The organism is Phenylobacterium sp. (assembly GCF_025351295.1).
Lineage (GTDB): Bacteria > Pseudomonadota > Alphaproteobacteria > Caulobacterales > Caulobacteraceae > Phenylobacterium.
In genome coordinates this window covers 54,940-72,886 of sequence record NZ_JANXWD010000038.1, presented here as the reverse complement: position 1 = coordinate 72,886, position 17,947 = coordinate 54,940, and the positions used below count along the sequence as shown (strand labels likewise).

Below are 17,947 nucleotides of genomic sequence, written 5' to 3'. Positions count from 1 at the left end.
GCCTCGATCCGCCGCGCGACCTGCAGCCGCGCCTGACCGCGACCGCCGCCCCGCTTGGCCCGCCGCTCGGCCCCGCGCGCCTGGCCACCGCCCAGGTGCGCCGCAACGACCGCTCGCCCGCCGCGCGGCTGAAGAGCCTGTCCTACCTCGACAACGTCATCGCCCGGGCCGAGGCCCGCAACGCCGGGGCCGACGAGGCCCTGATGCTCAACACCGCTGGCGAGGTGGCCTGCGCCGCGGCGGCCAACGTCTTCTGGGTGCGCCACGACGAGGTGTTCACCCCCAGCCTGGAGTGCGGCGTCCTGGACGGGGTGATCCGCCGCGAGGTGATCGCCGCCTGCTACCGGCTGGGCCTGCCGATCCAGGAGGTGTTCGCCAACTCCGGCCGGCTGGCGGGCGCGCCGATGTTCATCACCAACAGCCTGATGGGTGTGCGCGCGGTGGCCAGCCTGGACGGCCGCGAGCTGCCGCCGTCGCCGCTGATCAAGGCCATCGCCAAGGCGGTCAGTCGAGCGCCGAAATGACCCCGCGCAGGATCTCGGCGATCCGGCCGATCTGCTCGGCGGTGATGATCAGCGGCGGCGACAGGGCGATGAAGTCGCCGGCGAAGCGCACCGTCAGGCCGGCCTCGAACGCGCCGACCATCGCCTCGTAGCCGCGCGCCGCCGGCGCCCCGGGCCGCGGCGCGAATTCGATCGCCCCCATCAGCCCCACGTTGCGTATGTCGATGACGTGCGGCAGGTCGCGCAGGCTGTGCAGCGCCGTTTCCCAGTCGGCGGACCGCGCAGCGGCGTGAGCGAACAGGTCCTCCCGCGCATAGATGTCCAGGGTCGCCAGGCCTGCCGCACACGCCACCGGGTGGCCGGAATAGGTGTAGCCGTGGAAGAACTCGGTGACGGTCTCCGGCCCCTGCATCAGGGCGTCGTGCACCTTGCGGCTGGCGAACACCGCGCCCAGCGGGATCGTCGCGTTGGTGATCCCCTTGGCGGTGGTCATGATGTCCGGCGTCACCCCGAACAGTTGCGAGGCGAACGGCGCGCCCAGCCGCCCGAAGCCGGTGATCACCTCGTCGAAGATCAGCAGGATGCCGTGCTTGTCGCAGAGCGCGCGCAGGCGCTCCAGATAGCCCTTCGGCGGCGGCAGCACCCCGCCGGCGCCGGCCACCGGCTCGACCATCACCGCGGCGATGGTCTCCGCCCCGTGCAGCGCCACCAGCTGCTCCAGGTCGTCGGCGCGCTCCACGCCATGGTCCGGCAGGCCGCGGGAGAAGGCGTTGGCCGGGTCGGCCGTGTGGCGGATGTGGTCGGCGCTGAGCAGCGGATAGGCGCGGCGGTTGTTCACCAGCCCGCCCACCGAGATGCCGCCGAACCCCACCCCGTGATAGCCGCGCTCGCGCCCGATCAGCCGCGTCCGCTGCCCCTCGCCGCGGGCGCGGTGGTAGGCGATGGCCATCTTCAGCGCCGTGTCCGCCGCCTCCGAGCCGGAATTGACGAAGAACACCCGGTCCAGCCCGGGCGGGGCGATCTTCGCGAGCCGGCTGGCGAAGTCGAAGGCGATCGGGTGGCCGCTGTTGAACGAGGACGCATAGTCCAGCGTCATCAGCTGGTGGTGCACCGCGGCGGCGATCTCCGGCCGCGCGTGGCCTGCGTTGACGCACCACAGGCCCGCCGTGCCGTCCAGGATCTCGCGGCCGTCGTCGCTCTGGTAGTACATCCCACTGGCGGAGACGACCATGCGCGGGGCGGCCTTGAACTGGCGGTTGGCCGTGAACGGCATCCAGTAGGCCGAGAGGTCGGTGTGGTTGGCGAGTTGGGCGGCGTCGTCCATCGGTGGCTCCCCGTCGGAGGCTCCACGAAACCAGCTTCCGCGCGGAGTGACCAGCCCGCCCTTGCCATACCCCACGTCAGCACGGGAAGGTTCGCCCCGACGCCCGTAAGCGGCGCGCGCCTTGGGAGGCCTTCGCCATGCGCTTCGGGATCTTCTACGAGCACCAGCTGCCGCGACCCTGGCACAAGGGCGACGAGGCCCAGCTGTTCCACGACGCGCTGGAGCAGGTGCAGCTGGCCGACCGCCTGGGCTACGACTACGCCTGGGAGGTGGAGCACCACTTCCTCGAGGAATATTCCCACTCCTCGGCGCCCGAGGTGTTCCTGGCGGCCTGTGCGGCGCTGACCAAGACCATCCGGGTCGGCCACGGCATCCGCCAGGTGATCCCCAACTACAACCACCCGGCCCGCACGGCCGAAGGCCTGGCGACGCTCGACATCATCTCCCGCGGCCGGCTCGACTTCGGCATCGGCGAGGGGGCGACCCGGCTGGAGCTGGGCGGCTTCGGGATCCCGGCGCGGGAGAAGCGCGCCCTGGCCATCGAGGCGGCCGAGCAGATCGCCAACATGCTGGTGATGGATCCCTACCCCGGCTACGAGGGCAAGGGCTTCTCCTTCCCCTGCCGCAACATCGTGCCCAAGCCGGTGCAGAGCCCGCACCCGCCGATGTGGATGGCCTGCACCAACCGCGACACCATCAAGGTGGCCGCCTCGATCGGCGTGGGCGCCCTGGCCTTCTCGTTCGTCAATCCGGACGAGGCGCGCGAGTGGGCCGACATCTACTACGGGATCATCAGGTCGGATCAGTGCGTACCGATCGGCCACGCGGTGAACGCCAACCTGGCCATGGTGTCGAACTTCTCGGTCCACCCCGACCGCGACGAGGCGATCCGGCGCGGCCAGGAGGGGTTCGAGTTCTTTTCCTACGCCATCAACGCCCTGGTGGCCCACGACGCCATCCCCGGCCGCTCGACCCTGTTCGCGGACTTCCAGGCCTCGCGCGCCGCCAGCGACGACGAGATCATCGCCGCCCGCAAGGCCGCCCGCTACAACGCCAACGGCATCGGCACGCCTACCGACATCCGCCAGCACATCGCCGCCTTCCAGGCCGCCGGCGTCGACCAGGTGATCTTCCTGCAGCAGGCCGGCCGCAACCGCCACGAGCACATCTGCGAGGCGCTGGAACTGTTCGCCGCCGAGGTGATGCCCGCCTTCAAGGCCGAAGTCGCCGAGCGCGAAGCCAAAAAGGCCGCCGACCTCGAGCCCTACCTGGAAGCCGCCATGGCCCGCAAAAAGTGGATGAAGCCCCTGGCCGACGCGGACATCCCCGTGGTCCCGGCTTCGCGGCAGAAGGCCCAGGTCAACGAGGCGACGTAGCGGCCGCGGGCCCGGCTGAGCCTCGCGGCCCTACGGCATCGCCCAGACCGCGGTCTTCTTGACCTCCACGTCCTCCAACTCGCGGGTGGTGGGCACCTGGTATTCCGCCAGCTTGGCCAACCCTTCGCGGGGGAAGTAGCTGCGGCCCGGGTCGCCGATCAGCACCGTGGCGCCACCCGCCCGCGCCACCGCCAGCCAGGCCAGCACCCGCTCGGCCAGCGGCTTCTCGTAGCAGATGTCGCCGGCCAGGATGACCTGCGCCCAGGCCGGCGGCGGAGCGTCCAGCAGGTCGGCGTCGGTGAAGCCGACGATCACCCCGTTGGCCTGCGCATTCAGCGCCAGGGCCTGGCTGCAATAGCCGTCGATGTCGGCGGCCAGCACGCGCGCGGCTCCGGCCCAGGCCGCGGCGATGGCCACCAGCCCGGACCCCGAGGCGAAGTCGACCACCGCCCGGCCGGCCACCACGGCCGGGTTGTCGATCAGATAGCGGGCCAGGGCCTGGCCGCCGGCCCAGGCGAAGGCCCAGAACGGCGGCGGCAGCCCGATCTCAGCCAACGCCTCCTCGGTCATCCGCCAGATCGGGGTGATCTCGTCGGCCAGGTGCAGCTGCAGTTCGGGGGTGTGCGGCGGCCGCTGCAGGCGGGTGTTCGCAAGGATGAAGGCGCGACGGCCGGCCGGCGTCTGGGGGATCATGGCGGGTCTCTACGCGAGGACCTATGCTGCGCGCCATGATCGCGTCCGACCCCGCCGCCGCCGAAGCCCGTCTGCGCGGCCTCTGCCTGGCCCTGCCGGAGACCGGCGAGCGGATCAGCCACGGCATCCCGGCCTTCGACGTGGCCGGCAAGATGTTCGCCTACTATCGCCACGACCACCACGGCGACGGCACGACCGTGGTCTGCGTGAAGACCAGCGGCCGCGACGAGCAGGAATTCCTGATCGAGGCCGATCCGGACACCTACAGCCGCCCGGCCTATCTGTGGCCGTCGGGCTGGATCGCGGTAACGCTGGCGGAGGATGCGGTGGACTGGACGCTGGTCGAGGCGCGGGTGCTGACCAGCTGGCGCCTGGCCGCCCCGCGCCGGCTGGCCGGGACGTCGCGATAGGCCCGCGCCGCCCTGGCGCGGTGGTTGCAGTCCTGCCTCCCGAACGGCGCACGGGCGCCCAGGATCGGGACACGACCACCATGACGCTTCATCGCACCCTCGCGCTCGCCGCCTTCGCCCTGGCCGTCGCCACCGCCGCCGCCGCCCAGGCCGCCACCCTCTACGACGCGCCCGGCGCGACCGCGGAGCTGCCGACCAACAGTAGCTATTCGGCGACCTTCAACGGCCCGGCCGGCCCCGCCAGCCTGTCGTTCGTGCTCAACGGCTACGCCAGCCTGGACGGCCAGAACTGGTACGAGGACGATTTCAACCTCAGCCTGAACGGCGCGAGCGTGATTAAAGGCACGTTCAACCTCGGCGGCGGCGGCAACGACCTGGTGTTCCTGGCCCCGGGCGCCGCCACACTCGACAACGTCTCGGGCAACGGCACGGCCGTGACCTGGGCCGGCGGCCACGTGAACATCACGACCCCGCTCAATCTGATCGCCGGCGCCAATACCCTGACCTTCGCCTACAACTCGCTGGGTGCGGGCCATGCGGGCTTCCAGGGGACCGGCGACGAGGGCTGGGGCGTGCAGGCGATCAAGGTCACTTCCGACGGCCGCGGCCCCACCGGCGGCGTGCCGGAACCGGCCTCCTGGGCCCTGATGATCCTGGGCTTCGGCGCCCTGGGGACCATGGTCCGCCGCCAGCGCGCAATGCGCCTGGCCTAGAACCCCCGCTGGCGATTCAGCGCCGCTAAGACTCAGCCACGGAAAACACGGAAGGCGCCGAGGCCCTGCGCCTTCCGTGTTTTCAGTGTTTTCCGTGGTGCTCTTTGACTGCGCCCGCGGCGCGCTAAGCCACCGCCGCCTTCGCCGAGGCCTGCCGGAGCACGTCCACGTAGCTCGGCGCGGTCAGCATGCCTAGCAGCACGCCCTTGGCCTTCAGCAGGCGGTGGGCGCGGGGCAGGTTGTAGCAGGGCACATGCATGAACATGTGGTGCTCGCAGTGGTAGTTGACCCAGTAGGGGGCCAGGAACATCCGCTCCAGCAGGTTGGCCCGCGTGGTCCGCGCATGGCGCAGCGGGTCCGGCTCGTCCTTGGCCACGCAGGCGTGCTCGGCGATGTTCCGCAAGCGGGTGATCATCGGATACCAGGTGGCCTGCGGCAGCCACCACAGCGCGAACCAGGCCCACCAGTAGCCGAACGGCGCGGTCACCGCGATGGTCACCGCCGCCCCGGCGAAGAACCGCCAGCGGCCGACCATGAAGGTTCCCATCAGGTCGGAAGCCGCTTCCTGGCGCTTCGGATTGCGGATCCGCTTGAACAGCGGCGCCCAGCGCTGTTTCCAGTGGGTCTGGCCGGTCAGGTCGCGGACGATCTTGCGGCGCAGCGAGCGGCGGGTGATCGGGAAGGGCGCCGACAGGCCGAGGTCCGGATCTTCCGCCTGCTGGGCGAACCGATGATGGCCCAGGTGGTAGGTGCGGTACTTCACCAGCCCGCCGGGTGTCAGCTTGTCGCCCAGGAAGTCGTTGAGCTTCAGGTTCGGGTGCAGGGCTCCGTGCGCGGCGTCGTGCATCAGGATGGCCAGTCCCAGCTGCCGGGCGCCGATGATGATCACCGCCAGAGGGATCGTCACCGGCCAGGCCATCGCCATGGCGCTGGCGGCCAGGATCACCAGCCAGGCGTGTGAGATCAGCGCCGGCCCCACCCAGACGGACTTGCGCGCCAGCGGCGCCCATTCGTCGGGGGCGAAATAGTCCTTCGGGGCGACACGGGCGGCTGCGGCCATGGCGGCGAGTGTAGCGCGGGATCCTGGCCGACAACAGATGGACGCAAGAGAACGCCGCCGTGCCGGCCGGGCTCAGGGCCGCAGCGCGCCCAGCGCCAGGGCGACGAACAGGATCAGGCCGGCCCAGGTATTGGACCTGAACAGCCGCAGGGCCAGGGGCCCGTCGTCCACCTTCACCCGCCGGGCCTGCCAGCCGAGGTGGATGGCGAAGGCGATCAGCGCGACGTCATAGGCAAGGCCCAGGCCGGCGAATGCGCCCAGCGCGAAGGCCAGGCTGACGGTCACCAGATAGAAGAAGGCCACGGTCCGCGGCGCCTTCGCCCCCAGGCGCAGCGCCGAGGATTTAACCCCCGCCAGCGCATCGTCCTCCAGGTCCTGGATCGCGTAGATCGTGTCGTAGCCCAGGGTCCAGAAGATGCCGCTGCCATAGAGGATCAGTGCGGGGACGGCGAGATGGCCGCTGACAGCGGCGAACCCCAGCAGGGCGCCCCAGTTGAACGTCAGCCCCAGCCAGGCCTGCGGCCACCAGGTGATCCGCTTCATGAACGGGTAGGCGGCCACCAGCCCCAGCGAACCGACGCCCAGCCCGATAGCCAGCGGCGGCAGGCTGAGCAGGATCAGCAGCGAGATCAGGGCGCAGCCGACAATGAAGCCCCAGGCCTGCTTGACGCTGATCTGGCCCGAGGGGATCGGCCGGCCGGCGGTGCGGGCCACCTTGGCGTCGATATCGCGGTCGACGATGTCGTTGTAGGCGCAGCCCGCCGCCCGCATCAGCGCCGCCCCAAGGAAGAACAGCGCCAGCAGAACGGGGCTGGGCCAGCGGCCCTGCATGGCGCCGGCCAGCGCGATCCCCTGCCAGCCCGGCAGCATCAGCAGCCAGATCCCCGTCGGTCGATCGAAGCGGCCCAGCTTCAGCCAGGGCCGCAGCGCGGCGGGCGCATGGGCGTCGACCCAGTTGGTCGGCGCGGCGTCGGGAAGGGCGGCCATGGCGGCTGTTTAACCCACCCCATCCGGATGGTCATGGCCCGCCTCATCACGCTTCCCTTCCCGTTCACGGGAAGGGGGACCGTTGGCCGGCCCCCGACCTTGGGTCTACAGGATTCACATAGCGATCCGGGTGGGACGGTTACCCATCAATCCGCGGGACAAGGCGAAGCCTGACGGATGACGGGAGGCGCTCCGACCGCCCGGCTGATGCGCCGATCAGGGCGAAGGTCACATGATCGCCCGGCGAAGCAAGATCGAGGGCTGCCAAACGCCACCCTCTACCAACGGTGTCATCCCGGTTTTGGCGCAGCCAAAGACCGGGACCCACGATCAGGCTCGGCCTTTCGCTGTCGTCCTGCCGCGGCGACCGGTCGTGGGTCCCGGTCTTCGCCTACGGCGAAACCGGGATGACACCCGTAGGGAGAAAGGGCGGGGGAACGCCCCATTCCGCTCGGCCCGCGAGCCGCTCAACATGCCGATCGCCCACTTCCTGCAGACTGTGGCGCCGCGCGTCGCTGTGGCCGCCAAGCCACCCCGGCGCGGAACCTTGCCGCACGGCGAGCGGCGTTCGGCCAGCCGTCTTGACCCTCCCCGGGACCGCGCCTAGGCTCCCGGTCTTCGAGGCTCAACAGGGAGGTCCGTCAGAATGACAGCTGTCGCAACGACCATCTTCCCCGCGCGTCTCGGGCCGCCGCCGCCGCACCGTTAGGTCTGCCCGTCCGCTTCGCGACGTGGCCCGCAAGGGCCGCCGCCCGAAGCGATCCCGCGCGCCCGTGGCCCGCCGAGCGTCTGCCGCTCGACGCCCGACACACCGTTTCTTTCCTCTCTGCGCCGGACCTGCGCGCGCTCCTGTCAGGAGTCCCGGTCCGCCGCCCGCATTCGAGACCGATCCGATGACCGACCATTACGAGGATACCGACGAGCAGCGCGAGCGCGTGCTGAAGAACCAGCAGGTGCTGGGCTTCGTCGCCGGCTTCTGGACGCGCCGCCCCTGGCTACTGGCCGGGACGGTGACGTTCACGCTGATCGCCATCGCCTTCGATCTGATGCTGCCCTGGGCTTCTGGGCAGCTGGTGGAGGCCGTCTCCCACGGGCGCGAGAACGCCGATCCGGCGTGGAAGGCCTGGGCGCTGTTCGTGGGCGTCTACCTGGCGTTCTCGCTGATCCGCAACCTGTCGATGCGGTTCCTGATCCCGCTGTCGGCAAACAACATGAAGGACATGACCGACGAGGCGTTCCGGCGGGTGCAGGGCTTCTCCGCCGACTGGCACGCCGACAACTTCGCCGGGGCCACGGTGCGGCGGCTGAGCCGGGCCATGTGGGGCTATGATGTGGTCACCGATGCGGTGCTGATCTGGTTCGGCCCGGCCGGGATCGTGCTGGCGGGCCTGTGCGTGATGATGCTGCTGCGCTGGCCGATCGTGGGCCTGTTCGCCTTCGCCGCCTGCACCCTCTATGTGCTCTCCAACCTGGTGCTGACCACGGTCTATGCCCGGCCCGCCAACCTCAAGTCGGTGGCGCTGGACTCGCGGATCGGCGGGGCGCTGGCCGACTCGATCGCGTCCAACGCCACGGTGAAGGGCTTCGGCGCCGAGGCGCGCGAGGAGGCGCGGATCGGCGGCATCACCGAGCTGTGGCGCAAGGCCACGATCAAGACCTGGAGCCGGTTCACCAACCTGTGGCTGATCCACAGCCTGATCCTGGTGGGACTGCAGGCAGGGCTGACCGGCTTGCTGGTGCGCGAGTGGGCGCACGGGCGCGCCAACGCCGGCGGCGTGGCCTTCGCCATCACCGCGTTCATGCTGATGACCAGCTATCTGCGCAACATCGGCGACAACATCCGCATGGCCCAGCGCGGCCTTGACGACAGCGAGGACGTGGCCCGCTACGCCCGGATGGCGCCGCAGGTGATCGACGCCCCGGCCGCGCCCGCCTTCCGCGCCGATCTGGGCGAGATCGTCTTCGACCGGGTGACCTTCCGCTACAAATCAGCGGAGACGCCGCTCTACGACCGCTTCACCCTGCGCATCGCGCCGGGCGAACGGGTGGCGCTGGTCGGGCCGACCGGGTCGGGCAAGTCGACCTTCGTGAAGCTGGTGCAGCGGCTGTACGACCTCGACGCGGGCGCGATCCTGATCGACGGCCAGGACGTAGCCCAGGTCACCCAGGGGTCGCTGCGGCGCGCCATCGCCGTGGTGCCGCAGGATCCGGCCCTGTTCCACCGCACCCTGGCCGAGAACATCAAGTACGCCCGGCCGGACGCCACGGCTGACGAGATCGCGCTGGCGGCCAGGCGGGCGCGGGCCAACGACTTCATCGCCAGGCTGCCCAAGGGCTACGACACCCTGGTCGGCGAGCGAGGCGTGAAGCTGTCGGGCGGCGAGCGGCAACGGGTGGCGATCGCCCGGGCCTTCCTGGCCGACGCGCCGATCCTGGTCCTGGACGAGGCCACCTCGTCGCTGGACGTGGAGACCGAGCGCCAGGTGCAGGCGGCGATGGAGGAGCTGATGGTCGGCCGCACCACCATCGTCATCGCCCACCGCCTGTCGACCATCCGCGGCGCCGACCGCATCCTGGTGTTCGAGGACGGCCGCATCGTGGAGGAAGGCAAGCACGCCGACCTGGTCAAGAAGGGCGGCGCCTATGCCCGGCTGCACGCGGTGACGGAGGGTGTGGGGTAGCCTTGCGCCCCCTTCCGTCTTGCGCCTGCGGCGCAAGCCACCTCCCCCGCACTCTGCGGTGCGGGGGAGGAGCGGAAGTCGCGGCGCTTCGCTCCTCCCCCGAAGGGAACACTTCGGGGGAGGTGGCTGGCGGCGGAGCCGCCAGACGGAGGGGGCGCGAACTATGCGAAGGCATCGCTGAGCGCCCCAGCCAGATCGCCCCGTGGCTCCACCCGCACGCGCTCCAGCCCCAGCCACCCCGCCATGCGCTTCAACTCTCCGGCCAGGTTCACCGCCGTCGCCTTTGTCGCCCAGGGTTCCGCGTGGGACGCCTGGACGACCAGCACGCCGGCCTTGCGGTCGGCCTTGAGGTCCACGCGCGCCGTGATGGCGTCGTCCTCCAGGAACGGCAGGACGTAGTAGCCGTGGGTGCGTTTTTCGGCAGGGGTGTAGATCTCCAGCCGGATGCGGACGCCGAACATCCGCTCGGTGCGCTCGCGGAACCAGATCAGGTTGTCGAAGGGCGAGAGCAGCGCGGTGTGCTCGATCTTGCGCGGCCGCCGCGCGGCGGGGTCGAGATAGGCCGGTTCGCGCCAGCCCTTCACCGTCACCGGCGTCAGGGCGCCGGCCTCGATCAGTTCGGTGAGGCGGGCCTTGGTATCCGCCACCGGCATGCGGAAATAGTCGCGCAGGTCGCGTTCCGTGCCGATGCCCATGGCGCGGGCGGCGATCATCACCAGCTGGCGCTGGGCCTCGTCGCGGGGCGGGGTGGGCGTGTCGCGGATGGCCTTGGGCAGCACCTTGTCGGGCAGGCCATAGACCCGCTCGAAGGTCCCGCGCCGGGTGGCGGTGGTCAGCTCGCCGGCCCAGAACAGGCACTCGACGGCGCGCTTGGCCTCGCTCCAGCCCCACCAGCCGCCCGCCCCCTTGACCCCGATCTCCAGGTCGGAGGCCGATAGCGGTCCGCGCCGCGCGATCTCGTCCAGGGCGCGATCCACGAACTCGCGCCGCTCGCGCAGGAACCTGGCGATGCCCTTCCAGGTGCCGACGCCGGCCCGGGCGTCCTCCATCCGCCAGCGGAACAGCGGCTGGCTCACCAGCGGCAGCAGCGAGGCCTCGTGCGCCCAGTACTCGAACAGCGGCCGTTTCCTGCCCCAGGCGATGTCCTCCAGCAGCGCCCTCGGATAGGCGCCGAGGCGGGAGAAGGCCGGCAGGTAGTGGGTGCGCGAGACGACGTTGACCGAGTCGATCTGGATCACCCCCAGCCGCTCCACCAGCCTGACCAGCTGCCGGCGGCCGACCTCCCCTTCCCGCGACGCGCCGAAGCCCTGGGCGGCCAGCGCGATGCGCCGCGCCTCGCCGGCGGTGAGGGTGTCATTCATGGGAAGCGGCCCGGCCTGAATCGAGGACCCAGGCTAGCGATCGAACAAACAAAGAACAACAGTCCGGTAACGAATGGTTAACGATAACCCCGCCCCGAGGCGCGCGGCGGAACATTCGGGGATTCAGGGCTGCAGGCGACCGTCGGTGATCGCAGTGGGATCGAAGGGGTAGAGGATGTCGGCGTCCGGCGCCTCGACCTCGCGCGCGATCTCCTTGGGCGCCAGGGTCTTCAGCAGGTGGCGGATGATGTTCGGCCGCGCCTTGTGCTTCTTGTCGGTGTGGACGATGAACCACGGCGCCTCGGGACAGTGGGTGCGGGTGAGCATCTCGTTACGGGCCTTGGAATAGGCTGTCCATTTTTCCTGCGCCACGCCGTCCAGGGGGCTGATCTTCAACGCCTTCAGCGGGTCCGTGCGGCGGGCCTCCAGGCGCGCGGCCTGTTCCTTGCGCGAGATGTCGAGCCACAGCTTGACGATCCGCAGGCCGCTGCCGACCAGCATGCGCTCGAAGGTGTTGACGTCGCGCAGGAAGGTCTCCTGCTCGTCGGCGGTGGAGAACTTCATCACCCGCTCGACGCCGGCGCGATTGTACCAGGAGCGGTTGAAGATCGTGAACTCGCCAGCCGTCGGCAGGCGCCGGGCATAGCGCTGGAAGTACCACTCGCTGCGCTCCCGGTCGCTGGGCTTGGGCAGGGCGACCACATGGGTGTTGCGCACGGAGAGGTGCTCGGTGATCCGCCGGATCGCCCCATCCTTGCCGGCGGTGTCGCGGCCTTCGAAGATCACCAGGTCGCGGGTTCCGGCGTCGATCGCGTACTGCTGGTAGCGCACGAGTGAGACCTGTAGGGCCTCCAGCTCGCGTTCGTCCTTGGTCTTGGCCATGGCGGCATAATGCGCAGGATTGATATTGAGGGCCAATGATCCGCCTCCACATCCCGCACGACCTGGCCCCCGGCGCCGCGCTCGACCTGGACGCGGGCCAGAGCCGCTACCTGGCCGCGGTGATGCGCCTGGGCGTCGGCGACGAGGTGGCGGTGTTCAACGGCCGCGACGGGGAGTGGCGCGCCACGCTGGCCACGGTCGGCAAGCGGGCGGTGCGCCTGACCGCCCTGTCGCGCACCCGGCCGCAGCACGTCGGCCCCGACCTGGACCTGATCGTCGCCCTGGTGAAGCGGGGCCGGCTGGAGATCATCGTGGAAAAGGCCGCCGAGCTGGGCGCGCGCCGCGTGCGGCCGGTCACCACCGAGCGGACCAACGCCGACCACACCCGGGTGGATCGCCTGCGGGCCATCGCCGTGGAGGCTTCGGAACAAACCGGCCGGCTGGACGTGCCGCAGGTGGCCGAGCCGGTGAAGCTGGAGGCGCTGCTGGCCGCCTGGGAGCCCGGTCGCCGCCTGCTGTTCTGCGACGAGGCGGGCGACGCGCCGCCCGTGCTGGCGGCGGGCCTTGGCGAAGGGCCCTGGGCGATCCTGATCGGGCCTGAGGGAGGGTTCTCGCCCGCCGAACGCGAAAGGCTCCGCGCCTTGCCCTACGCCACGCCCGTCACGCTCGGCCCCCGCATCCTGCGCGCCGACACCGCCGCGATCAGCGCGCTGGCGCTCTGGCAGGCGTCGGCGGGGGACTGGCGCTAATCCTCCTCGAACACGCTGTCCTCGGGCGCATCGGTGGGGCTCTCGAACTCCAGGCGGTAGCCGTCCGGGTCGTCCAGGCCGGTGACCCAGCTGCCGTTGCCGACCTCCGGCTGCGAGGGCTCGAGGCCGGCGGCGGTGGCGGCGCGCCAGATCGCGATGGCGTCCTCGCAGCGGAAGAAGATGCTGACCCCTTCGCCGACCCGGCCGTCGGGGACCCAGGCGTCCTGACCCTTGGCGCGGAACTGCTGGAGCAGGATCGTGGCGCCGCCCAGCTTGAGCGAGCACCAGCGCAGCACGCCGCGGTCGTCCCAGCGCTTGTCGATCTCGAACCCCAGCCCGTCGACGTAGAAGTTGAGCGAGGCCTTCATGTCGGCCACCCGGAAGAACGGCATGGCCTCTTTGACGTTGGCGTCCATCAGCCCTCCTGGCGTTGCGCTGCCGCACGCTTACGCCGCCCGGGGCCATTGCGACAGGGCCACTTGAGCTTCGCGCATTTGCGCCCACCTATCCTAACGGCGTAAAGACGCGGCCGCGCGGGACCCGACCCGGCGTGGCGGCGCTGTGGCCGGGGAGAATGTGCATGGCCGAGGTCGCGTGTGACGATCGACCCCTGGTGTTCGAAGACCTGGTGTCCTGGATGGCGGAGGGCGCCAAGCCGGCCAGCGAGTGGCGCTGCGGCGCCGAGCACGAGAAGTTCGTCTTCCGCCTCGCCGACCACGCGCCTGTCCCCTACGAGCCCGGCGGCATCAAGGCCCTGCTGGACGGGCTGACCCGGTTCGGCTGGACGCCGGTGATGGAGGGCGAGCACATCATCGCCCTGGAACGCGGGCTGGCCAACGTCAGCCTGGAGCCGGGCGGCCAGTTCGAGCTTTCCGGTGCGCCGCTGGAGACCGTCCACGACATCTGCCAGGAGACCGGCCAGCACCTCAGCGAGGTCAAGACCGTCGCCGACGAGCTGGGCCTGGGGTTCCTGGGGCTGGGCTATTCGCCGATCTGGCGGCGCGACCAGGTCCCGGTGATGCCCAAGGGCCGCTACAAGATCATGCGCGAGTACATGCCCAAGGTGGGCGGGCTCGGCCTCGACATGATGTTCCGCACCTGCACGGTGCAAGCCAACCTCGACTTCGGCTCCGAGGCCGACATGGTGGCCAAGTTCCGCACCTCGCTGGCGCTGCAGCCGATCTGCACGGCGCTGTTCGCCAACTCGCCGTTCATCGAGGGCAAGCCGTCGGGCTTCGTCTCGGCCCGCGCCAACGTCTGGACCGACACCGACCCCGACCGCACTGGCATGCTGGACTTCGTGTTCCAGGATGGCTTCGGCTTCGAGACCTACGCCCGCTATGCGCTGAACGTGCCGATGTATTTCGCCAAGCGCGGCGACCGCTATATCGACCTGGCGGGCCGGTCGTTCGTCGACTTCATGGACGGCAAGCTGGCCGAACTGCCGGGCCAGCGTCCGACGATCAAGGACTGGGCCGACCACACCACCACCCTGTTCCCCGAGGTGCGGCTGAAGAAGTACCTGGAGATGCGTGGCGCCGACGCCGGGCCGTGGAGCCGGCTCTGCGCGCTGCCGGCCCTGTGGATGGGGATATTCTACGACGCCCCCGCCCTGGCCGCCGCCTGGGACCTCTGCAAGGACTGGAAGATCGAGGACCACGAGCGCCTGCGCGCCGACGTGGCCCGCCTGGGCCTGAAGGCCGAGATCGCCGGGCGCACGGTCCAGGACGTCGCCAAGGACATGGTGGCCATCGCCCGTTCGGGTCTCAAGACCCGCAACCGCCTGTCGGCCGGCATGGTCGACGAGAGCAACTACCTCTCCGAGCTGGAACAGATCGCCGACAGCGGGATCACCCCGGCGGAGCGGCTGCTGGAACTCTACCAGACCCGCTGGGCCGGCAATGCGGGCCGGGTGTTCGACGACTTCGCGTATTAGGTTCGCGTTGAGCTCAGCGTGCCCTTCACCGCGGACTGAACAACGGCTTGACGGTGAGCGTGCGGTCCGGTGACGTCGCCCGGGGGCCCCTCGCGAGGACTGAGATGCCGGATCTGCCGAAGTATGCGCACTGGGTCGCCGAGCGGCGCTTCCTGGTCGACGCGGCGAAGCTGCCGGCCATGGACGCCGCCGACGCCCGGCTGCTCGAAGACCTCTACATAGACGGCGGGCGGCTGCGGCTGCGCCGGATCACCTTTGCGACCGGCGAGGTCGAGTTCAAGCTGGCCAAGAAATACGAGGCCGACAATCCACTGATCGGCCCGATCACCAACCTCTACCTGGACGCCCGGGAATATGCGGTGCTGGCCGTCCTCGAGGGGGCGCGCCTGGCCAAGCGCCGCCACCGGATAGGCGGCTTCACCGTCGATGTGTTCGAGGGTGCGCTCAAGGGCCTGGTGACCGCAGAATGCGAGGCGCCCAACCGCATGGCCGCGATGCGCTTCGACGTGCCCGCGTGGTGCGTGCGCGAGGTCACCAACGAGGTCGACTACACCGGCTGGCAGCTGGCGCAGACCCAGACGCTCCCTGCATAAGTCCGCTAATCCTTCCCCCAGTACTGGGGGAACTGGCCCGACGGCGAAGCCGAGGGTCGATGGGGGAAGTCCTAGGAAACATCGATGACACTTCCCCCATTGTCGCCCGCCTGCGGCTTTGGCGACATCTCCCCCAAGGGGGGAAAGCGCGAGATATTCGTCGCGCAGAGGTTGCTCGGACCTTAGCGCACCCCGCCCTCGGGGGCCGGGTCCGAGACGTTGGCGGGCCAGTGTTCGCGCTGCGAGGCGCCGGAGCCGCTGTCGGTGTGCAGCACGGCCTGGTCCACGTCGACGTCGAGGTGGCGCGGGTTCACCGCCGCGTCGTCGACTGGATAGATCTCCACCTGGTTCGGGTAGAAGGCCAGCCGCCCCGCGATGGCCGCCATGGCCGGATAGGGCGTTTCATAGGTCCAGACCACGTTCTCGGCGATCTGGCCGTCCAGGTTCAGCGTGTAGTAGCTGGCGTCGCCCTTGTAGGGGCAGTGGGTAGACCGCGGGGTGTGCGCCAGGACCTCCATCGAGACGTCGGCGCGCGGGAAGTAGATCACCTTCGGATAGGTGGATTCCTGCAGCGCCATGGCGTCTTCGGTATCGGCGATCACATGGCCGCGGTACTTCGCCCGCCAGCGGCCGGCGGCGGGGGTGACGACGATCGGATGGTCGGGGCCGGGGATTTTCATCGCATACTCCTGGGTTCAGGGCTCAAACGTGCGACGGACCGCGTGGGTCCGGGGCACGGGCTTGCTTGTGTGGGCGGGCTCAGCATGGTCATCTCCCGCAAATTCGAGCCTGACGCGCGAACGATCCTGGGGGGATCGCCGGCCGGTGGGCGCTGGGGACCCTCGCTCGTATGGATATCGTATTCATCGCCGGCATCGTCATCACGCTGGTGACCGCCATTCCCGTGGTGATGCAGCTTCGCACCCACCCGCGTGGCCTGGTGATCCTGTTCTTCGCTGAGATGTGGGAACGCTTCTCCTATTATGGAATGCGCGGCCTGCTGATCTTCTACCTGACGCAGCATTTCCTGTTCGACGACAAGACCGCCCAGGGCCAGTACGGCGCCTACACCAGCCTGGTGTACCTGCTGCCGCTGGTGGGCGGGTTCCTCGCCGACCGGTTCCTGGGCACCCGCAAGGCGATTGCGTTCGGGGCGCTGCTGCTGGTGGCCGGGCACCTGACCATGGCCTTCGAAGGCAAGCCGGTCACCCAGGTGCTGCAATACCAGAACGCCAAATACGAGTTCGTGGTCACCGGCCGGGGCGCCGCGCGCGACGTGAAGCTGAAATTGGGCGAGGCGACTTACGGCTATGGCCCGTCCGCCGACGGCGGGCTGCAGATCACGGGGTTGCCGCCGGGCGCCGCCCTGCCCTCCGTTCTGCCCAAGGGCTCCTACGCACTGACCACGCGCGACGACACGCCGATCTTCAGGAACGTGCTCTACCTGGCGCTCGCCCTGATCATCATGGGCGTCGGCTTCCTGAAGGCGAACATCTCCTCGCTCGTCGGCCAGCTCTATCCGAAGGGCGACCCGCGGCGCGATCCCGGCTTCACCCTCTATTACTACGGCATCAACCTGGGCTCGTTCTGGGCCGGCATCGCCTGCGGCTGGCTGGGCCAGAACCTGGGCTGGAACTGGGGCTTCGGCGCCGCCGGTGTCGGGATGCTGGCCGGCTACGTGGTCTTCACGATCGGCAAGCCGCTGCTGCAGGGGAAGGGCGAGCCGCCGGATCCGGTAAAGCTGGCGGCGCCCGTGGCCGGGCCGCTCACCCTGGAGCACCTGATCTACGTTGGCGGTCTGGCGGGCGTGGCCCTGGTCTGGTTCCTGGTCCAGCGCAACGCCGTGGTCGGCTACCTGCTGGCCGCCGGTTCGATCGTCACCCTGGGCTACCTTGCCTTCTTCATGGCGACCAAGTGCACCCGGCAGGAGCGCGAGCGGATGATCCTGGCTCTGGTGCTGGTGGCCGGCGCGGTGGTGTTCTGGACCCTGTTCGAACAGGCCGGCTCGTCGCTCAACCAGTTCGCCGAGCGCAACACCGACCTGGCTATCGGCTTCGGCCAGTCGATCACCCCGGCCCAGACCCAGTCGTTCAACCCGGGCTTCATCCTGCTGTTCGCGCCGGTGTTCGCGGCGATCTGGGCGTTCCTGGGCACGCGCCGGCTGGACCCCAACCCGGCGCTGAAGTTCGGTCTGGGCCTGGGCCAGGTGGCGGCCGGTTTCTTCGTCCTGGTGCTCGGCGCCCACTTCGCCGGGCCGGACTTCAAGGTGCCGGTGGTGTTCCTGGTCCTGGCCTATCTGCTGCACACCACGGGCGAGCTCTGCCTGTCGCCGGTGGGCCTGTCGCAGATGACCAAGCTGGCCCCCGCCGCGGTGATCTCAACCATCATGGCCACGTGGTTCCTGGCCTCGTCCTGGGCCCAGTGGATCGGTGGGCTGATCGCCCAGATGACCGCCACCGAGACCGTCGCCGGCCAGGTGCTGGACCCCGGCAAGGCGCTGGCCACCTATGTCGACGTCTTCAAGCTGATCGGCTTCTGGGGCCTGGGCGCCGCCGCGCTGATGCTGGTCGCCTCGCCGATCCTGAAGAAATGGGCCCACGGCGCCAGCGACACCTATCCTCAGGCGACCGTGGAACCCCCGGTCGACGGCCAACGCCAGACCGTGCCGCTGTAGGGCGC

17 protein-coding genes are annotated in these 17,947 nt (G+C 69.9%); 9 read left to right on the top strand and 8 right to left on the bottom strand.

Annotated elements, in window-relative coordinates; all coding sequences use genetic code 11:
- Positions 1-524, top strand: a 524-nt coding sequence (locus Q0R13_RS06015) for an aminotransferase class IV (RefSeq protein WP_293900963.1), incomplete at its 5' end; no start/stop codon positions are given.
- Here the strand turns inward: Q0R13_RS06015 and Q0R13_RS06010 are convergent.
- Entirely contained in the window at positions 505-1,827 is a 1,323-nt protein-coding gene (locus Q0R13_RS06010; protein ID WP_293900961.1) for an aspartate aminotransferase family protein, read from the bottom strand. The genes Q0R13_RS06015 and Q0R13_RS06010 overlap by 20 nt on opposite strands.
- A 137-nt stretch (positions 1,828-1,964) precedes the next feature.
- On the opposite strand from Q0R13_RS06010, the gene Q0R13_RS06005 reads away from it, so the two are divergent.
- Positions 1,965-3,203, top strand: a complete 1,239-nt coding sequence (locus Q0R13_RS06005; protein WP_293900959.1) for an LLM class flavin-dependent oxidoreductase — start codon at positions 1,965-1,967, stop codon at positions 3,201-3,203.
- A 30-nt stretch (positions 3,204-3,233) separates the two neighbouring features.
- Here the strand turns inward: Q0R13_RS06005 and Q0R13_RS06000 are convergent, their stop codons facing one another.
- Complete coding sequence (locus Q0R13_RS06000) at positions 3,234-3,896, bottom strand: methyltransferase (protein ID WP_293900957.1); 663 nt, start codon at positions 3,894-3,896, stop codon at positions 3,234-3,236.
- A gap of 23 nt (positions 3,897-3,919) precedes the next feature.
- Between Q0R13_RS06000 and Q0R13_RS05995 the strand changes: the two genes are divergently transcribed.
- Complete coding sequence (locus Q0R13_RS05995; protein WP_293900954.1) at positions 3,920-4,306, top strand: MmcQ/YjbR family DNA-binding protein; 387 nt, start codon at positions 3,920-3,922, stop codon at positions 4,304-4,306.
- A gap of 80 nt (positions 4,307-4,386) precedes the next feature.
- Entirely contained in the window at positions 4,387-5,019 is a 633-nt protein-coding gene (locus Q0R13_RS05990; protein ID WP_293900951.1) for a PEPxxWA-CTERM sorting domain-containing protein, read from the top strand.
- Between the two features lie 124 nt (positions 5,020-5,143).
- On the opposite strand, the gene Q0R13_RS05985 is transcribed toward Q0R13_RS05990, so the two are convergent.
- Together Q0R13_RS05985 and ubiA are read right to left on the bottom strand one after the other, a co-directional pair.
- Positions 5,144-6,079, bottom strand: a complete 936-nt coding sequence (locus Q0R13_RS05985) for a fatty acid desaturase family protein (RefSeq protein ID WP_293900948.1) — start codon at positions 6,077-6,079, stop codon at positions 5,144-5,146.
- Between the two features lie 72 nt (positions 6,080-6,151).
- Positions 6,152-7,066, bottom strand: a complete 915-nt coding sequence (ubiA, locus tag Q0R13_RS05980; RefSeq protein ID WP_293900945.1) for a 4-hydroxybenzoate octaprenyltransferase — start codon at positions 7,064-7,066, stop codon at positions 6,152-6,154.
- Positions 7,067-7,959: 893 nt separating this feature from the next.
- Here ubiA and Q0R13_RS05975 point away from each other — a divergent pair.
- The gene (locus Q0R13_RS05975) at positions 7,960-9,747 is read left to right on the top strand and encodes an ABC transporter ATP-binding protein (protein ID WP_293900942.1); all 1,788 of its coding nucleotides are present in this window, start codon (positions 7,960-7,962) and stop codon (positions 9,745-9,747) included.
- A 161-nt stretch (positions 9,748-9,908) separates the two neighbouring features.
- On the opposite strand, the gene Q0R13_RS05970 is transcribed toward Q0R13_RS05975, so the two are convergent.
- Both Q0R13_RS05970 and ppk2 read right to left on the bottom strand, forming a co-directional pair.
- Positions 9,909-11,108 (bottom strand): winged helix-turn-helix domain-containing protein, encoded by a 1,200-nt coding sequence (locus tag Q0R13_RS05970; RefSeq protein WP_293900939.1) that lies wholly within the window; start codon positions 11,106-11,108, stop codon positions 9,909-9,911.
- A 123-nt stretch (positions 11,109-11,231) separates the two neighbouring features.
- Entirely contained in the window at positions 11,232-11,990 is a 759-nt protein-coding gene (gene ppk2, locus Q0R13_RS05965) for a polyphosphate kinase 2 (RefSeq protein WP_293900936.1), read from the bottom strand.
- 35 nt (positions 11,991-12,025) lie between these two features.
- Between ppk2 and Q0R13_RS05960 the strand changes: the two genes are divergently transcribed.
- The gene (locus tag Q0R13_RS05960; RefSeq protein ID WP_293900933.1) at positions 12,026-12,739 is read left to right on the top strand and encodes a 16S rRNA (uracil(1498)-N(3))-methyltransferase; all 714 of its coding nucleotides are present in this window, start codon (positions 12,026-12,028) and stop codon (positions 12,737-12,739) included.
- Here Q0R13_RS05960 and Q0R13_RS05955 read toward each other — a convergent pair.
- Positions 12,736-13,155: a VOC family protein gene (locus Q0R13_RS05955; protein ID WP_293900930.1), complete on the bottom strand. Its 420-nt coding sequence runs from the start codon at positions 13,153-13,155 to the stop codon at positions 12,736-12,738. The genes Q0R13_RS05960 and Q0R13_RS05955 overlap by 4 nt on opposite strands.
- A 164-nt stretch (positions 13,156-13,319) precedes the next feature.
- Between Q0R13_RS05955 and Q0R13_RS05950 the strand changes: the two genes are divergently transcribed.
- Positions 13,320-14,675: a glutamate--cysteine ligase gene (locus Q0R13_RS05950; protein ID WP_293900927.1), complete on the top strand. Its 1,356-nt coding sequence runs from the start codon at positions 13,320-13,322 to the stop codon at positions 14,673-14,675.
- A gap of 104 nt (positions 14,676-14,779) precedes the next feature.
- The gene (locus tag Q0R13_RS05945) at positions 14,780-15,268 is read left to right on the top strand and encodes a hypothetical protein (protein WP_293900924.1); all 489 of its coding nucleotides are present in this window, start codon (positions 14,780-14,782) and stop codon (positions 15,266-15,268) included.
- Between the two features lie 182 nt (positions 15,269-15,450).
- On the opposite strand, the gene Q0R13_RS05940 is transcribed toward Q0R13_RS05945, so the two are convergent.
- Positions 15,451-15,948, bottom strand: a complete 498-nt coding sequence (locus tag Q0R13_RS05940; protein ID WP_293900921.1) for a DUF427 domain-containing protein — start codon at positions 15,946-15,948, stop codon at positions 15,451-15,453.
- Positions 15,949-16,118: 170 nt separating this feature from the next.
- Here Q0R13_RS05940 and Q0R13_RS05935 point away from each other — a divergent pair, with 170 nt between their 5' ends.
- Positions 16,119-17,942: a peptide MFS transporter gene (locus Q0R13_RS05935; RefSeq protein WP_293900918.1), complete on the top strand. Its 1,824-nt coding sequence runs from the start codon at positions 16,119-16,121 to the stop codon at positions 17,940-17,942.
- Positions 17,943-17,947: the final 5 nt, after the last annotated feature.